Source organism: Bartonella senegalensis OS02, from assembly GCF_000312545.1.
Lineage (GTDB): Bacteria > Pseudomonadota > Alphaproteobacteria > Rhizobiales > Rhizobiaceae > Bartonella > Bartonella senegalensis.
The window spans coordinates 110,674-127,573 of the sequence record NZ_HE997543.1 but is presented as its reverse complement, the minus strand read 5'-3'; the positions used below and the strand labels follow the sequence as shown (position 1 = coordinate 127,573).

Annotated in this window: 11 protein-coding genes and 2 pseudogenes; 4 read left to right on the top strand and 9 right to left on the bottom strand. The window is 39.2% G+C overall.

Features of this window, described 5'->3' with window-relative positions; all coding sequences use genetic code 11:
• Window positions 1–934: 934 nt before the first annotated feature.
• Together BN200_RS09270 and BN200_RS07480 are read right to left on the bottom strand one after the other, a co-directional pair.
• On the bottom strand, window positions 935–1,075 hold the full coding sequence (locus BN200_RS09270; RefSeq protein ID WP_154645992.1) for a hypothetical protein: 141 nt from the start codon (window positions 1,073–1,075) through the stop codon (window positions 935–937).
• A gap of 225 nt (window positions 1,076–1,300) precedes the next feature.
• Window positions 1,301–2,929, bottom strand: a complete 1,629-nt coding sequence (locus BN200_RS07480; RefSeq protein WP_019221940.1) for an alpha-D-glucose phosphate-specific phosphoglucomutase — start codon at window positions 2,927–2,929, stop codon at window positions 1,301–1,303.
• 198 nt (window positions 2,930–3,127) lie between these two features.
• On the opposite strand from BN200_RS07480, the gene BN200_RS07475 reads away from it, so the two are divergent.
• The 4 genes and pseudogenes from BN200_RS07475 to BN200_RS07465 all read left to right on the top strand — a co-directional run bounded on the left by BN200_RS07475 (window position 3,128) and on the right by BN200_RS07465 (window position 6,669).
• Complete coding sequence (locus BN200_RS07475) at window positions 3,128–3,652, top strand: peroxiredoxin (protein WP_019221939.1); 525 nt, start codon at window positions 3,128–3,130, stop codon at window positions 3,650–3,652.
• 1,358 nt (window positions 3,653–5,010) lie between these two features.
• Window positions 5,011–5,326 (top strand): annotated as a pseudogene (gene groEL / locus BN200_RS08915) (chaperonin GroEL); the annotation flags it as partial.
• A 266-nt stretch (window positions 5,327–5,592) separates the two neighbouring features.
• Window positions 5,593–6,074: pseudogene (locus BN200_RS08910) on the top strand (integrase); the annotation flags it as partial.
• A gap of 259 nt (window positions 6,075–6,333) precedes the next feature.
• On the top strand, window positions 6,334–6,669 hold the full coding sequence (locus BN200_RS07465; RefSeq protein WP_019221936.1) for a zinc ribbon domain-containing protein YjdM: 336 nt from the start codon (window positions 6,334–6,336) through the stop codon (window positions 6,667–6,669).
• A gap of 513 nt (window positions 6,670–7,182) precedes the next feature.
• Here the strand turns inward: BN200_RS07465 and BN200_RS07460 are convergent.
• The 7 genes from BN200_RS07460 to BN200_RS07425 form a co-directional block, all read right to left on the bottom strand.
• Window positions 7,183–7,761 (bottom strand): NifU family protein, encoded by a 579-nt coding sequence (locus BN200_RS07460; RefSeq protein WP_019221934.1) that lies wholly within the window; start codon window positions 7,759–7,761, stop codon window positions 7,183–7,185.
• A 57-nt stretch (window positions 7,762–7,818) separates the two neighbouring features.
• Window positions 7,819–8,310 carry a universal stress protein gene (locus tag BN200_RS07455; RefSeq protein ID WP_019221933.1) on the bottom strand — a complete coding sequence of 164 codons (492 nt, stop codon included), beginning with the start codon at window positions 8,308–8,310 and terminating at the stop codon, window positions 7,819–7,821.
• 59 nt (window positions 8,311–8,369) lie between these two features.
• Entirely contained in the window at window positions 8,370–9,440 is a 1,071-nt protein-coding gene (gene trpS / locus BN200_RS07450; RefSeq protein ID WP_019221932.1) for a tryptophan--tRNA ligase, read from the bottom strand.
• 78 nt (window positions 9,441–9,518) lie between these two features.
• Complete coding sequence (murJ, locus tag BN200_RS07445) at window positions 9,519–11,090, bottom strand: murein biosynthesis integral membrane protein MurJ (RefSeq protein WP_019221931.1); 1,572 nt, start codon at window positions 11,088–11,090, stop codon at window positions 9,519–9,521.
• Window positions 11,091–13,312: 2,222 nt separating this feature from the next.
• Complete coding sequence (locus BN200_RS07435) at window positions 13,313–13,495, bottom strand: hypothetical protein (RefSeq protein WP_019221928.1); 183 nt, start codon at window positions 13,493–13,495, stop codon at window positions 13,313–13,315.
• Between the two features lie 760 nt (window positions 13,496–14,255).
• Complete coding sequence (locus BN200_RS09930; protein ID WP_019221927.1) at window positions 14,256–15,602, bottom strand: BID domain-containing T4SS effector; 1,347 nt, start codon at window positions 15,600–15,602, stop codon at window positions 14,256–14,258.
• A 296-nt stretch (window positions 15,603–15,898) separates the two neighbouring features.
• Window positions 15,899–16,900 (bottom strand): BID domain-containing T4SS effector (locus tag BN200_RS07425; protein WP_019221925.1); only part of this gene is annotated, 1,002 nt, incomplete at its 5' end.

The following is a 16,900-nucleotide window of genomic DNA, read 5'->3' as shown; positions in this document are numbered from 1 at the left end:
GGATTTTTTTGCCAACGAATTTGTCAATGAAAATGTCATTATGAAGGTTTTTGGTTTGCATTTTCCCCCACCGGTTGCGAGCGCCCTCGCATTGGTATTCCGGGAGCTTGAAAGTACTGAACCTAAATCAGCTTTTTTTGCTTTTAGTGCTTAAAGCACCTGGACATAGCAAAATCTCCCGGAATCCCGGGATACCCACATTAGTGGGTTTATTTTCATGTTTAGGTTTCGGGCTTTCAAGACCCTCTTGGTCGTTGCGTATGCGACCAAAACGTCCTTTAATTCATAAAGTAATTTCAGGGGATTTACAATAAAAATTAAAACAGTTTTGCCTTTATGAGAGGCAGCGTGTTTTTTATTCAATCAAAAAGAATGAGAAAAACAGAGCCTGTGGAATTTTCAGGATAGCCTTACTCTTTCACGTATTAACTCTTACTTGCTAAAGCAAATAAAAGCATAAGGCAATGTACATTCTCCACTCTTTAAAAAGATCGTTCTCGATCCTTTTGAGGATTGTAAAATCGAGGAAAACCAAAAGTGTAAAAATAACCTACTTTGTTTTCATTTGTATTTAACGCTATAGCGTTATAAAGAGTATATTTGTCACATGCTCTTAAAAAATTAAAGAAATTTTCATGCATAAAAATAACAGGGCTTTATGCACGCACTAAAGCACTCAAAAGTAAGGAGTGGCGAGGATTATAACCGTAAGTGTAATTCTGAAAAAAAAGATCTATCCGCAAAAAACACCCCCCTGAAATAAAGGAATATCGACCTCCTCAAGAGAACTTTTTATACTTTTATGAAAACATCGCAGCCGCTCACACTCCCATTTTTATGACCAAAACAGAATAGTGTTTTTTTGAAAATCCGATTATGAGCGTTTATCTGCCAAGGAACAAAACTTTCAGACAATAAGGCTTAGAAACCGTCATCATGGAAAGAAAAAACAACCAACTGCAATAGCAAATGAAACTCCACCAGCAGGCACCATATACTCTTTACCAGCACTCAATGTCGTGAGAACTCTCAACATCCAATGTTGCGATAGCCCTTGATCCTTGAGACAATTCATAAGAAGCATTTTTACTCCTTTACTCCTTGCCTTTAATAGTTTTTACGCACACACGCCAGCCCCGCTTATGACGTGCAAGCAACTGTTTTTATTAGTTCAATCTGAGAGAGCTTATGATAAGAGAAGCTTACTGTATTCAAAACTCTGAATTAACGTGGAAAAAAGAAGATTTATCATTATAAATCAATTTCTTGTTACCAGAAAGAGACAAGATAAAACCGCTCGCTATGTGATAACATCAGGCTGTGTACGCCGCAAATGTTGTTTTATGTTTAACAATTGAAACGCCGCCTGTTGCACAGGTTGGAGAACTTTTTGTGGATCTTGATTGTGCCTACGAGGATCACCTTCAAACTGCTCAAAATAAAGGCGTAAGGTAGCACCTACCGTTCCCGTCCCCGATAAGCGGACCACCAGCCGCGCCCCATTTTTAAAAAAAATACGCACCCCCTGCCCAGTACTGATGCTCTGATCAACAGGATCTTGATAGGTAAAATCATCTGCTCTTTCGACAGAGAGTCCTGCAACTTCTCTTCCTGGTTTTGGTAAATACGTACGCAATGCATCAATGATTGCAGAAGCTTTACATGCTTCCACTTCTTCATAGTCATACCGTAAAGTGTAAAAACGCCCATAAGTGCGCCAATGCTGCTGCACAATTTGTGCCACAGTTTTTCCTGTCACCGCTAAAAGATTCAACCAAAATAATACAGCCCATAAACCATCTTTTTCGCGGATATGGTCAGACCCCGTTCCAAAGCTTTCCTCACCACAAAAGGTCACTTTTCCAGCATCCAAAAGCGTGCCAAAAAACTTCCACCCAGTTGGTGTTTCAAAAAAGTTTAATCCTTTTTTTTCAGCAACCAAATCAGCAGCACGCCCTGTTGGCATAGAGCGAGCAATTCCCACAATTCCCTGCCGATACCCTTTAATCAGATGGGCATGATCAGCCATAATCGCAAGGGAGTCAGAAGGTGTAACAAATTGTCCACGCCCAAGAATGAGATTACGATCTCCATCCCCATCAGAAGCAGCACCAAGATCAGGTCCTTGATCCGACATCAACAAATCATAAAGAGCCTTGGCATGAAGCAAATTGGGATCTGGATGACCTCCTCCAAAGTCTGGCAAAGGAATGCCATTAACCACCGTTCCTTCAGAAAATCCTAAGCATTTTTCAAAAATCTCCTGCGCATAAGGTCCCGTTACCGCATGCATTGCATCAAAACGCAAAGTGAGCCCTTTTGCAACAGCCTTGGCAATACAGTCAAAATCAAAAATCTCCTGCATCAAAGCAACATAATCAGAAACAGGATCAAGAATATCGACACGCATAGAACCTATAAAGGTTGTACCTTCTCTTTCTAAATCAATATCTGGAACCTCCATAATCCGATAAGAAGAAAGATATTGCGATGTTTTAAAAACAGCCTCACACAAAGAAGCCGGTGCAGGACCACCATTGGAAATATTGTATTTAATGCCACAATCTCCCTCAATCCCTCCAGGATTGTGACTTGCCGAGAGAATAATACCACCATAAGCATGAGTTTTGCGAATAAGATGTGAAACAGCTGGTGTGGAAAGGAGTCCCTCTTTTCCAACTTTAACACAAGCAACACCATGGGCAGCAGCCATTTTTAACACAATTTGAAGAAGGTTGCGGTTAAAATAGCGTCCATCTCCCCCAAGAATAAACACTTTTCCCTCAACAGACCCAATACTATTAAAAAGGGATTGAATAAAATTTTCAACATAATGGGGCTGTTGGAAAACCGACACTTTTTTGCGCAAACCAGACGTTCCAAGTTTTTGATCATCAAAAGCCTTAGTCAAAACTGTCCTGAGCGTCATGGAAGCACCTTCATCCTATTTTGCTCGATTTTAGAGTGAAGCTTCAGCAAAGTCGACTATTAATTCTACTTGACGCGAGAAGGAAATATTTGCAAACTTGTCAAAAAAGAGGACTCTTTAAGACCTCCTCTTCAATGTGTTTTTAAAGATGGAAAACCACTTTAAAAAAATTCCCATACAAAATACAGGAGCATAATTATGATAAGAAAAACAGTTCCCAATACCACTTTCCATACACGTGTACGCGATGAATCAATTGGTGGAGATAATCCTTACCGTTGGCAAGAGGTAAACAGCGATACGTACTTTAAAGGGAAACGGGTTATTCTTTTTTCTCTTCCTGGAGCATTTACCCCTACTTGCTCAACCTTTCAGCTTCCTGATTTTGAAAAACTCTATGATGAATTTAAAAAAGTCGGCATTGATGAAATTTATTGCCTTTCCGTCAATGATGCTTTTGTCATGAACGCTTGGGGAAAAGCACAAGATATTAAAAACGTAAAGTTAATTCCTGATGGCTCGGGTGAATTCACCCGCAAAATAGGTATGCTGGTTGCGAAAGATAATATTGGTTTTGGAATGCGCTCATGGCGCTATGCTGCTGTGATTAATGATGGTGTCATTGAACATTGGTTTGAAGAACAAGGTTTTTCAGACAATTGCACAACAGATCCTTATGAAGTCTCTTCACCACAAAATGTTTTAAAAACCCTAAAAGGATAATTGCCAACAAAAGACACGCATTTTCAACAAAACGTCACGGCACAAATTCTTTTGCGAAGGGATTTATGCCGTTTGTATTTTATGAATTATAAATTGCAAAACCTGCATGCATATGGACACCACAAAAGCACAGGATAGCCTATCAGAGCCTTCCTCCCCAATATCCGTCAAAGACAATACTTATCCTCATTGAAAACAAAACAATATCACTGCAAAAACTACTCCGTTATCATATGCTCCCAAAACCCCTATTGCTCCAAACATTATATTCTCTAAAGCCTCTAGACCAATGCAGCCCCATCAACAGATCAATTTTGCAGTGGTTTAATAACCTATTACCCTCCATTTTTTAAGATCTTTTACTCTAAAAATGACCACTAAAGCAGCAGCACATCCTAACTTTCTGTCGCAAATACTGCATCCATTTCTTCATCTTCATTAAGCTCAAAATCTTCATCACGTTCAGGAAGTACAAAAATATTCAGATTGATGTAATAACAATATCTTTTTTTTCCTTCGCTACAATTTTATAACGTTCTCATTTCTTGAGAGCTTCTTTAAAAGTTGCAAAATTAAGATATTGCGATTCTGCACTTGAAAAGTTGTAGGTCAAAAATTCATTGAGAATAGTGTAATCCAATACTCGCTGCTCAAATCATCAATGCACATTATCCTCATCTGATATTTTACCGATTTGCCACAACATAACAAAAATTTTCAGAGCAATAAATAACAGCCCCAAAATCATATGCCGATTATCGGATGCTTCTAAAAAAGTGATTTATGGAAGATCTGCAAATCTGAATTTTGAAGAAGAAAGTTCAAATGATTTCCAATATTCTAAGATTTTTTCAAGAATAAAAGGATTTCTTTCATGTAATACGATAAAGTTGTATTAGACCCTTGTATTCCCCCACTAATTTTTTGATTTTTTTTAAAAATAAATATTACTGCGGTACTATTATCATAGCAATTTACAATTTATCCAAATATTTTTCTATAAAAATTGTCTGATTTAAGTTATTGCGTGAAGCTTTAAAGAAAGTCTTCTAGAATAAAACGCTCTCACTTTCTTTCAGCTTTTGCGTATGCTTAATTTTGCGCTCACCACCAGAAAGAACAAAGAATTTTATGCCATTAGATAAGAATTCAAAGACTAAAATAATATAAACTGTCAAGAGTATTATCAATTATTGACCATCGTTTTTTTTGAACGTGCTTACCTAAACATTGCAAATTTCTCTCATCTTTTGGTTGACTAAGATGCTCTCATCACACCTTCAAAAAGATTCATTTTAAGCGAAAGACACAGCAATGCCTGCAATTCCTGGTGGCAAAATGGAGGAAATGGTTAAAGTAATGATGCCTTAAACACAACACGTGCCGCTGTGGAAGGAGGCATTGTTGGCTAGGGAAGAACCGCATTGTTGCGTTCCTCAAATGCTTTGACGGTTAAAGGAAGAACCCTAATCAGGAGGATTGTATCAATATTGTGCGTCGTACCCTATAGGCTTCTAGCTATGCCAAATTGCGAGCAATGCCGGTGAAGAAGCAGCAATCATCGTTGGCAAAGTGCTTGAAAACAATACAGATACATTTGCTTACAATACCGCAACCAGTGAATTTAGTGATTTGATAGCTTTGAGAATCGTTGATCCTATAAAGGTTGCGCGTTTTTATTACGGTTTTCTAGGTTTTCTGTGGTAAGAAATGCCTTAATCTGTCTGTTGTATGAGAAACCCGAATACCATAACGTAAGATCCTCTCCTTTCAAATTTGTGTATGGTGAAGCAATCAAAATCATTCGCTTGCATGTCACAAGCAGGGTTGGCGCGTGAGGATAAAAACTTAAAGACAAGGATTTAAAATGCCTCTTGAACTGTCTTAATGCAAAGGTTGTCGCAATATTTTGAGCTGGAAAAGAAAATGAGAATGCCAGCTTGCCTCCTTCATAAATGTAAAGAGGGTAGTGCCCAGTAGCTTTACCACTATAGCCTTCACCTTCATAGGCTCTTCACGGGGAGCGTCGTGAAATGGGCTTGAGTGTCTTGAGAGATGTTTCTTTAAAACAAGCGCGTGGATTGGCAACCCAATGGCGTTCTGTTTTGCATGAGGGGTGTGATCTTATGAAAGAACGTGAGAAACAAAAGCATTGAGGCCACGCGCAATCCCTCTTCTTTAAAAGTTCTTGCCTTGGATGTTTTTGAAAGTCGTAAAGCAGAATGAAAAAATGACGAGAGAGATAGAAGTTGGTTTGCACCCTTAAAACTGCATATTCTTCCAAAATTAGATTGTACATCCGTTTGAGAAATTACACAAACAGAGATATGCAATAGCTTTGCTTCTCTTTGGTATACAAAAGCTGACTGCTCATACAGTACTGAACCGTTTTAATCTCTGTCTCAAAGATGTGTCGTCATTGTGTTGTGAGTTCTTGCTTTTCTCTTAATGTTTTTTTTGCTCAATTCAGTGTTTTTATAAAAAGCACTTTTCTTTGAAAATGTTCTGTAGTGGTATTTTGTAAATTTTGTTTTCGTTTATTGGTGGTATGTTTAATTCTTCAGAATTCTAGGATAAAATGCTGTGTTTGTTGACTGTTTTGTTTTAGCAATGGACAGTAAGCACTTCTTACTCTATGAAAGCTTAGAGGAATGATTTTGCCTGAACAAAAGGGAGAATGTATGAACCAGTACCCTAAATGCCCAAACTGTGGTGGTCTTTATACTTATGAAGAGGGTGAAAATTTTGTCTGTCCTGAATGCGCACATGAGTGGCCACAAAAGGACGAGAATTCTTCTGTTTCCAACATCGTTTATGATGCCAATGGTCAAATCTTGGCGAACGGGGATAGTATTATGGTGATCAAAGACCTTAAAGTAAAAGGTGCTGCATCCGTTCTCAAGAGTGGTACAAAGGTGAAGAATATTCGCCTCGTGGATGGGGATCATAATATTGATTGCAAAATCTCTGGAATGGGTCAAATAGGCTTAAAGTCGGAATTCGTGAAAAAAATTTAATTGCTTACAATGTGTGAAACTTTGCCTGTTTGGTAAAATGCAAATGTGCAATTGAGGAAACTCTTGCATGCGAAATTTGTTTCTATTCTCTTTAAAGCGCTCATCCATGGTGTTTTTTGGCAGTGATGAGATTTATCAGAGACTGATCTGTGCGTAAGCCGATACCCTCATTTTCTTTGCCAGCCCCCAATGTTGCTACAACCTTTGGCATTTGAGACGGTTATAGGCATTTTTAATCTTTTCTTTAAGTATTTATATCCACACGCAAGCCCCGCTCGTGATATGCCAAGCAAATAGTTTTATTTTGCTTCAACAGAAATAGGTTTGCAATGAAAGAATCTTACAATATTCAGGGCTTTTCATTCAACAGCTAAAGAATGAATGATCTTTATATAAATTAACGTGATGCGGTTATTATGTTCAATGTTTTGGTGTGTTGGTCATCGATAGCAAGGTGAGCGAAAGCTGTTATGGCGTTGGTGTTTTCACACTATTGTATCAGATCCCATTTGTTTATTGTGGCATGGCTTCAACACCTACAACCTCTGGAATAAAATGACGTAACAGATTTTCAATACCATGTTTTAGCGTTGCGGTTGAAGAGGGGCATCCTGCGCAAGCTCCACGCATATTCAGGTAAACAATACCGTTTTCAAATCCACGAAAAGTAATATCTCCACCATCATTGGCAACAGCTGGACGGATACGTGTTTCAAGCAGCTCTTTAATTGTTAAGACGATATCGGCGTCTTTTTCGTTATAAAATTCTTCATTAAGGGCATGCGTTTGCGCTTGTCTTGTGGCATTGTTGTTGATCACTGGGTCACCAGACAGAAAATGTTCCATAATGGTACCTAAAATGGCTGGTTTGAGATGTTGCCACTCTCCCTCTTTTTTGCTCACGGTAATAAAATCGTAGCCTAAAAAAACACCATTAACATTTGGAATATTAAAGAGTCTTGCCGCTAAAGGAGAATGTTTAGTAGCTTCTTCACTATCGCGAAACTCTAACATACCTTCGGAAAGCACCACACGACCTGGCAGAAACTTCAGTGTTGCAGGATTTGGTGTGGTTTCAGTTTGAATAAACATAGATTCTCCTTTTCATAGGACGGATCAGGATGGTTATTGAGTGAAGAATACCCTATTTTAGGCAATCCTTTCAATATCCTCATCGGAAAGATTACTTGGAATAACGGTAACAGGGATTGAAAAAGCCGTTCCCCGATTGCCAATTAATTGCACAAGCGGTCCTGGTCCTTCTGTATGCCCACTGGCTGCTAAAACAATAAGTGTGATTTGCTTATCTTCGTCGATCAATTTGGAAATCTCATCAATTTTTTTGCCCTCACGCACAATGATTTGTGTTGCAAGGGAATGTGTAGTGCGTACATCCTTGGCAATTTCTCCTAACACTTTATGGGCAGTTTGCGTTGCTTCCGTTCGCATAACATTGTTGACACCCAAAAAATGTTGAAATTCTACACTATCAACAACACAGAATAATACCAATGTTCGTTGCGTATTTTGGGCATGCTGTGCCGCAAAAGCAACGGCACGTCGACATTCTGGTGTTTCATCGATAATGACTAAAATTTTCCGTTTGTGATCTTTTTTCACTTTGTTTTGCTTAGAAACCATGAGGTTTTCTCTATTTTTGCAGACAAATTTTTGACTCTTACAGCTTCAGTTTGATTGTTTCATATATCATGCAAAAATCCAACAATTTCACGGACTTTTTTCATGTTTTTTTCTGCCAGTGCACTGGCACGTTGTGCTCCATCGCGTAAAACAGAGTCAATATATCCACTTTCTTGATGCAGTCGACGCAGTTCTCGTGTGATTGGTGCAAGCTTCTCGACAGCAAGGTCAGCTAAAGCTGTTTTAAAAAGCGAAAATTGTTGCCCAGAAAACTCTAAAAGAGCCTGTTCTTTGCTTATTTGCGCAAAGGCAGCATAAATACCAAGCAGGTTATCAATCTCAGGGCGCCCTTCTAAGGCTGTAAGCGTCTCGGGAAGAGGAGCAGAGTCTGTTTTTGCTTTGCGTATTTTTTTTGCGATAAGATCAGCATCATCTGTTAAATTAATGCGCGAAAAATCAGAAGGATCCGATTTTGACATTTTTTTTGTACCATCGCGCAACGACATAATGCGCATAGCTGTTTCTCCTATCAGCGCCTCTGGTAGCGGGAAAAAAACTTGTTTTTTTTCCTCACCCATTTGCATTGTAACACCAAAGTTTAAATCTGCAATTTGGCAAGCATAATCATTGTTAAATTTTTGAGCAATATCGCGGGTGAGTTCAACATGCTGTTTTTGATCTTCGCCTACCGGAACATGGGTGGCACGGTAGAGTAAAATATCGGCAGCCATCAGACTTGGATAAGCAAAAAGCCCAAGGGAGGCTTTTTCACGATCTTTGCCTGCTTTATCTTTAAACTGTGTCATGCGCTGGAGCCAACCAATGCGGGCGGTACAATTTAAAATCCACGCGAGTTCGGCATGTTGAAAAACTTGAGATTGGTTGAAAATAATCTGTTTTTGTGGATCAATACCAGCGGCTAAAAAGGCTGCTGTAACTGCTTTGGTAGATTCACGCAAGGCACGTGGATCCGGGTTAATGGTGAGGGCATGCATATCAACAACGCAGTACAGACAATTATAAGACGTTTGCAGTTCAACCCAATGCTTGATGGCTCCAAGATAATTGCCAAGATGTAAATGACCACTCGGTTGCACGCCAGAAAAGACAAGGGGTGTGAAAGTGTCCATAGGAATGTTCTTTCTTCAGTAAAGTTATTCGTTTTATGTCTTTTTGACAAAGCCTTTTGCTGAACGCAAGACAAAATATTATAGGCGCTTTTTAAAGTTTTTAAGGGTAAGGATAAAGGACCGGGTGTCCAGTAAAAAATAGGCGATACAGTATAACAAGAGTATCATAAGCATGATACCTGCCAAGGTGAGAGCACGCAAGAAAAAGGATGCTTGTGAGGATAAGGGAAAAGATAAAAAGTCAGTCACATCAAAGAGGTAATAGAGGGCTATCACATTTAAAAGAGTCGTGATCATCAGACATATCGTTCGTTTTATCAGTTGGGTGTCATATTTCCAATAACCCCGTTTAATGAGGATAGCCCAAAGCAACAGTGCGTTCACCCATCCAGAGGTGATTTCAGCAATGACAATGCCCCGTGCTGACAAAATTGGAAATAATATTAAGGCAAGGCTGATATTGATGAAAACGCAAATGCCTGTGATAATCATCGGTGTTTTCGTATCTTCATGGGCAAAGAAATTAGGAATAAAGACCTTTATCAGAACAAAAGCCGGGAGTCCTAGCCCATAAAGTTTCAGCAATTGGGCAACATAGTGTGTTGATTCACTGGTAAATTGTCCACGTTCAAAAAGTAAACTGACAATGGGAGCGGAGAGCATCAAAAATGCTACAGATGCAGGGAGTGTTAGCAATAGGGTCAATTCAATAGAGCGATTTTGCAAATTATGGGTTTCTCTGTGGTTTTTACTGCGAAGGGCTCTTGTTAATTCTGGTAAAAGGACGGTCGCAACGGCAATTGCTATCACTCCTAGGGGCAATTGATAAAGACGATCGGCATACATTAAAGAGGATACGGCACCTGATTGACTAGAGGCAATGTTGGTATTGATTAACAAATTGATTTGCGTAATCCCTCCTGTGATAGCAGCAGGGAATGCTAGCGTTAAAAGTTTACGAACATTGGGACTAAAACGAGGACGGCGGAGAAAAATTTTCATTCCACTTTGACGCAATGCAACCGCGATCAAGGTGAGTTGGAGAAGTCCTGCGGCTAACACACCCCAAGAAAGATGCAAGCCAATATGCCAAGCGTCAAGCTGATAGATCCAAGCGTAGGCGAGAACGCTAATCAAAATAATATTTAAAAAGAGGGGGGCTATGGCTGCGATAAAATAGCGCCGTAAAGCATTGAGCATGCCCCCCATCATGGCTGCTAAAGACATGCATGTTAAATAGGGAAACATGATTGCGGTAAAATGAATCGTGGCGTTGAATTTTGTGGTATCCTCTACAAAACCTGGTGCGATAATGGTGCGTACCAGAAAAGGCATGCTGAGTTCCATGGCGATGGTTAAAAGGAGCAGCAGTGAAAAGAGAACGCCAAATACCTCTTCGGCAAATTTGCACGCAGTCTCTTGACCATCCTCAGTGATTTTTTTGGCAAAAAGAGGAACAAAAGCCGCATTAAAGGCTCCTTCAGCAAAAAAACGGCGGAATGTATTGGGAAAACGAAAAGCAGCGTTAAAGGCATCGGAAACAGGGCCGGTTCCTAGAGCTGCTGCCATCAGCATTTCACGTATAAAGCCAAAAATACGGCTCATCAGAGTTCCAGAAGCAACAGTTGCAAATTTTTTAATCAGGATCATAAAAATTACATCGGGTTTATCATAAAAAAAGCGGTAATGAAAAAATCAATAAAATCATTTGAGATTGTAAAAATTTGATTAGCATGCCAATACAATCCTACATTTTTAAAGCGGTTTTACGATGGTGTTTAGCTTTCTGTCAACAAGAGGGACTTTATACTTTTTAAGCTGTATTTGTTATTGCTCTCTTAATATTTTGTATTGCTTCCATAAAACAATCCCTATTCTTTTTTTACTGGAGAGATAGAGCAGTGTTATTAATGGAAAAGAGCTATAGGAAATGGGGTGGATGCTGGCTTATCTTATCTTCGTTTTATGAATTGTGTCTCGTATTTCCAATAACCATGTTTAATGAGAATAGCCAACAGTGCATTTCATGTAAGTCTTTTTATGTTTTGGCTCTGTTTCATTTTTGGGGCAGAGGATAGGTATGAGGCTTCGTGCTTTTTATGCTCTGTTGCTGGAAAGAATTGGGTTTCACAGTTCTATGACAAGGATTAATCGGAAGTAACAGCGAAAAGAGAATTGCCAAACATGTGTTCTTTTTATCCTTCAGCTCTCCTAAAATGAGAAATATAGCTTCGAAGGATATTCAATAACCTAAAACACTTCACTGTGCCAATGAATAAAGTATAAAACACTGATTTATAACAATAAATCAGTGTTTTGCATGTTGAATTAATCCTCCGAATATTATACTGTAAAATTTTTTCATTGCAAATCTGTTGATGTTGAATCAAAAAAACTATTTCTTTGCTCGTCATAGGTAGTGCTGGTGTGTGGGTAAAAATGAGTAAAGACAAGTGAGTCAAAATACCTCTCATGAATCTTCTCAATACAAAGCCTGTCGCAACATTTTGAGTTGGCAAAGAGTATGATGGTGCTGGCTTGCTCCTTCAGCTAAGTGTAAAGATGGTGGAATGGTTTATCGTTATACTATTCATGGGCGCCCTCTTGAAATAGGTTTGTGCGAGCATTGAGAAATTTTTCTTTAAAGAAAGCGCATGAATTGGCAACACAATGGTGTTTCTGTTTTACATGAGAAGAATGACCTTACTAAAGAGAGCGTACCTCTGTGGAGTATGGGGTTCTATGATGTAGTTTATACAGCCTTTGTAAAGAGGCTTTTCGTTTTCATCTATGAGGCTATAATTTTACAGCAGAAAAAATGAGAGACTTGCTGTTTTTCAAAAGCTTTATTTCGTTTACGAAAATCTTAATATCACAATCGTATTTTATGAAATAACACAAAGAACGCGTGGAATTTGTCAGCCTTGCATTGCCTCCAAGAGGGAGCTTCTAAAAGCACAGCTACACTATACGCATCCTTTCAGGGAAAGCAAAGAACGTACACAACAGATGTTTTTTGAAAAACTTGAGAAAGTTGCAAGTCTATAAGCGAGATTTTTCTCTGTAACAAGCTGGTACTACCATTTTCTTTGCCAGTTCAAAATGTTGCGAAAGCTTTTGTATTTGCATTGAAACGATTCATAAGAGGCATTTTTATCTTTTTCTGTAGAGTTTTTACACACAGGCTCGCCCTGCTTATGACAGGCAGTAAATGATTTTCATTACTTTACTATGAGAAGGGTTGTGATGAGAAAATATTCCTGTATGTGGGGTTATGATGCAAGTTGAAAATGATGATTTATGTTTATCAATCAACCTGTTGAATGAAAAAACGCATAAGCTTTGGTTCTTAAACAACTCACGTGAGAGGTTTAACGACATGCTTGATTAATAATCAAAATGGTTTGTTTTGTCCTTCTTAGGTGGTTTTCAAATTATAATGTTATGGTGAAGATATTTTTTTGCAAAAGAGGTGCGTTGTCCTTAATGATTTTCTATGGAGCTTCAATTTCTTTTTGAGATGCTTGGATTGATGGATTGTTTTTCATTCTTCCAACAATATACTCTTTCAAGGAAGATACTGTTTTTCTTTTGCAATAAACGTTTTTTGCAAGTCTTAAGCTATTGGCGTTGTAAAATGGTATCATTCATTTTCAATGTCCTTACTTCTGTGATTGTGGTGCGGAATCTTTTTATTTTCTCTCATGAAAGTACCATGAATATTGATCATGAAGCTGTTTCATTCACTGCTTAGAGCGTTTCTTTCGCTTGTGTTTCTATAGAAGTCAGCAAAGCTTTCTCCCCTTTTTAGTTGCTATAAGATGATTATTATGATCAGAGCCAATATTTTATCACATGGCTCATGAATTCTTCTAAAAGGGGCGCTTTTTTTGATTTTCTGGATTGAAGATATCCGCAAACGGATCTTTCATTGCTTTTGAAGCTTCCCCCCCCCGCGGTGATGCAAGATTGGCAAGTTCTATGCGTTCTTTTTTTACAAGAGAATAATCTTGTTGGTGGAGTGCATTTTGTGCCTCAGTTTTGCAAAAAAACATCTGTTGTATGCGTTATTGGCTTTTTCTGAAAGGAAGCCGTATAGTGTAGTTATGTTACCATTTCAGGGGTATTTTTAATAGATAGTGGGTGGAAGCCTTTTAAAGTTATTTTCTTGAAAAGTGTTCGCTCTCAATTTTCAAACTTCTTTTGCCTCTTTTTCCTCGCGGTAAAAGAAACAAAAGCTTTTATTATCTCTAAAATATAGGTGATACTATTTTCTTGAAAGGTAAAGGGTTTCTCGGGTATATTTTAGCGCATTTAAAAGTATTTTTAAGAAAGCTATGATCATGTACTAAGTCAGAAAGATGCAGATGTTACCATGTTACCTTTTATGATGCTGCTGGTTGGCAGAGATTAAGAGTTGCTGTTGTTCTCTTATGGGCATAATGCACGTTTAATTTCTCATAGCTCTTTAATCTCTATTTATTTTTAAATCTGATATGATTGGGATCAATGAAATTAAGCGGTGATATATTTTTCTCGGACTTTATTAGGTGAGAGAAGCAATTTTGCACTTGCAAGATGTTCGAGTATCCAATTTCTCCGCTGTAATAGGCTGCACTATTTGAAGTGTTCTATCGCTTTTTCTCAGTTTTGTTGTTCCATTTTATTATTCCTTGAGGTCAAATGATGGGGGATGTGTTGTTCAATATTTGTTGTAACACCATACACCCTTCCTTAGCGCCATCTCTGGAGAAAATGATTGGCACCAAGGGATTAGAAAAAGGAGTGAGATGAAAAACTCAAGCGGATGCCCATTTAGCTGGCAAAGGCCATTGTTTTTGTTGTTTCCACTTTTCCTGGTCGAATGTTTGGTCGTTGGGGTTGTTCTTGCCTAGAATCTTCCATTCCCTTCTTATGCACGGTTCCTGTTGCAGCTTTAAGTTGGTGAGCAGGTTGTGATAAGGTTTGGCGGTTTTGCATATCGTGAGGTTGTCTACGAGAAGGCAGTTCTTGGCGGTTTTGTTGTGCTTGATGGGTTTGTACAATCTCTTCTCTTACCTTTTTTACCGTATCTGCATATGCTTCAATGGCGTTACAGAGGAAAGAGAGACCTGCTTCAGCTTCTTTACGTGCACTGTTTTTTATGCCAAGCACTTGATTGCCGGCAAGCTTATGAAAAGAATGAGGAGTGTTTGCCACTTGCCATGAAAGCTCTTCTCCAATGGCGGGAATTTTTTGCACATCTTCAACTCTGTACTGCAAAACATGCGCCTTGCCAAAAACAATTTGGCACCAATGTCGGATTTCTGCTTCACCATATTGAACCGATGGATTTTTTTGAACTCTTCTGGTAATTTCCTCATTTGAGAGAGATGCTTTTTCCTGTTGAGTATGATGTAACCTTTGCAGGGTATCAGTTCTTTGTGCTCCTTCTTGTTGAGGACGGTGAGAGTGAGGAAAATGCTCAATGCTCTCTTGTGCTTGTTGTACAGCACATGTATACCCCTGAATGGCAGCACATAGAGATGATAAGCCATCTTCGGCATTTTTGCGCGCACCTGTTTTTACACTAAGCATTTTATGACCTGCAAGAGGATGAATAGATGTAGGCTTTTCTGTAACCTCTCGTGCGATCTGTTCTCCCATATTGGGATTTTTTTGAATCTCTTCAATTTTTTCTTGCAAAATAGCCGGATGTCCATAAACGATTCCGCACCAGTGTTGAATTTCTTTCTGATATGCTTCGACCAAGAGGTTTTGTTGCATCATTGTAGCAAATTGCTTTTTCAGGCGTGGTGGTTTTTGTGGAGGAGCAGTTGGGGTATGGAGGGTTTGTTCTGCTTGCTCTTGTTTTGCCAGTCTATCTCTCAGGCGCGGTGGTTTTGGAGGAGCAGTTGGGGCATGGAGGGTTTGTTCTGCTTGCTCCTGTTTTGCCAGTCTGTCTCTCATACGCGGTGGTTTTTGTGGAGGAGCAGTTGGGGTATGGAGGGTTTGTTTTGCTTGTTCTTTTTCCGCTAATCTGTCTCTCATACGCGGTGGTTTTTGTCGCTCTCTTGTGGAGGGAGATTCCGAAGAGGACGCTCCTGTGATAAGTTTTTCATAACGGCTTCTTAGTTCTTTTACCGAAGGAGGGGCAGAAGGGGCTGGTTGGTTTTTTTTCATAAACGTTTCCTTTCAAGATTTTATCCTATTTGTTTTAAAAAAACTCTTTGATGCATTCTCACCTCCTTTATGTTTTGAGAGCTTTTTCTTTCGGGGCGGATATTCATTTGCATCATTGCAAAAGGTTTTGCGTTTTTTTCATGAATCATAATCACTCTTTGTAGTTTGTTATTTTTATGCAGTAAGGGCACATGACGATGAGGAGGTGTTACATGCTGCCCAATATTGCTTGGGGAGTTTTTTATAAAATGATCAGCACCAAAAGATGAGACGATCAGATGAAAGTTAAGGTAGCTTTAGAGGGTCATCGCCATTCTTTTGGGTTTCTCAACTTCGCGTGGTCGAACATCGGGTGGTTTGTGTTGTGCTTGCTTGGAGGTTTTCAAAGCCTCATGACGCGGGATTCCTGTTGAGTGCTCAAGCAGTTTTTGCGGTTTGGATAAGGTTTGTTTTTTTTGTAATTGTTCAGCTGGTTCAGCAGAGAGTTCTTGACGGCTTTGTTGTGCTTGATGTTCTTGTACAATATTCTCTCTTGCTTGTTTTACAGCTTCTGCGTAACCTTCAATGGCGCTACAAAGGGAGGGAAGACCTGCTTCCGCTTTTTTGCGTGCATCATTTTTTATGCCAAGGACTTTTTTTCCGGCAAACGGAGAAAAAAAACTAGGATTGCTTGCAACTTGCCATGCAAGCTCTTCTCCTATTTCAGGAACTTTTTGCATGTCTTCAACTCTGTACTGCAAAATATGCGCGTCACCAAAAACAATTCCGCACCAATATTGGATTTCTGCTTGACCATATAGAACTGATGGTTCTTTTCGAACTCTTTCGGCAATTTCCTGACTTGAGAGAGGTGCTCTCTCTTGTTCAAATTCAATTCTTTGCGGACTCTGTGTTGGTTGTTCGTCGCCGGTATGCTCCGCCTGCGGAGCAGGCAAAGGGTTCTGTTGTATGTATTTTAAAGTGTACACATAACCATCAATGGCCTCACGCAGAGCTGGGCAATTTTCTTCCGCTGCTTTGCGTGCCTTCGTTTTCACGCCAAGCACTTTTTTACCAGCAAGTTTAGAAATAGACTTCGGATGTTCTAAGACCTCCCATGAAAGCTGTTCTCCCAGAGCGGGGTTTCCTTCAACTTCTTCTATTCTTCTCTGCAAAATATTTCGGTCGCCATAAACAATTCCGCACCAATAGCTGATTTCTTCCTTATAGGCTTCGAGCAATAAGTTTCGTTGCATTGTATTTACAGATTTTTCTCTCATGCGAGGCGGTTTTGCTGGAGCCGCTGTTGCATAAAGATG

Excerpts from the sequence above, each read along its gene's own strand:
- trpS (WP_019221932.1), bottom strand. The coding sequence starts at position 9,440 with ATGGACACTTTCACACCCCTTGTCTTTTCTGGCGTGCAACCGAGTGGT.
- BN200_RS09270 (WP_154645992.1), bottom strand. The coding sequence starts at position 1,075 with ATGAATTGTCTCAAGGATCAAGGGCTATCGCAACATTGGATGTTGAGA.
- BN200_RS07480 (WP_019221940.1), bottom strand. The coding sequence starts at position 2,929 with ATGACGCTCAGGACAGTTTTGACTAAGGCTTTTGATGATCAAAAACTT.
- murJ (WP_019221931.1), bottom strand. The coding sequence starts at position 11,090 with ATGATCCTGATTAAAAAATTTGCAACTGTTGCTTCTGGAACTCTGATG.
- BN200_RS07435 (WP_019221928.1), bottom strand. The coding sequence starts at position 13,495 with ATGTTTTTTTGCAAAACTGAGGCACAAAATGCACTCCACCAACAAGAT.
- BN200_RS07455 (WP_019221933.1), bottom strand. The coding sequence starts at position 8,310 with ATGGTTTCTAAGCAAAACAAAGTGAAAAAAGATCACAAACGGAAAATT.
- BN200_RS07460 (WP_019221934.1), bottom strand. The coding sequence starts at position 7,761 with ATGTTTATTCAAACTGAAACCACACCAAATCCTGCAACACTGAAGTTT.
- BN200_RS09930 (WP_019221927.1), bottom strand. The coding sequence starts at position 15,602 with ATGAAAAAAAACCAACCAGCCCCTTCTGCCCCTCCTTCGGTAAAAGAA.
- BN200_RS07475 (WP_019221939.1), top strand. The coding sequence starts at position 3,128 with ATGATAAGAAAAACAGTTCCCAATACCACTTTCCATACACGTGTACGC.
- BN200_RS07465 (WP_019221936.1), top strand. The coding sequence starts at position 6,334 with ATGAACCAGTACCCTAAATGCCCAAACTGTGGTGGTCTTTATACTTAT.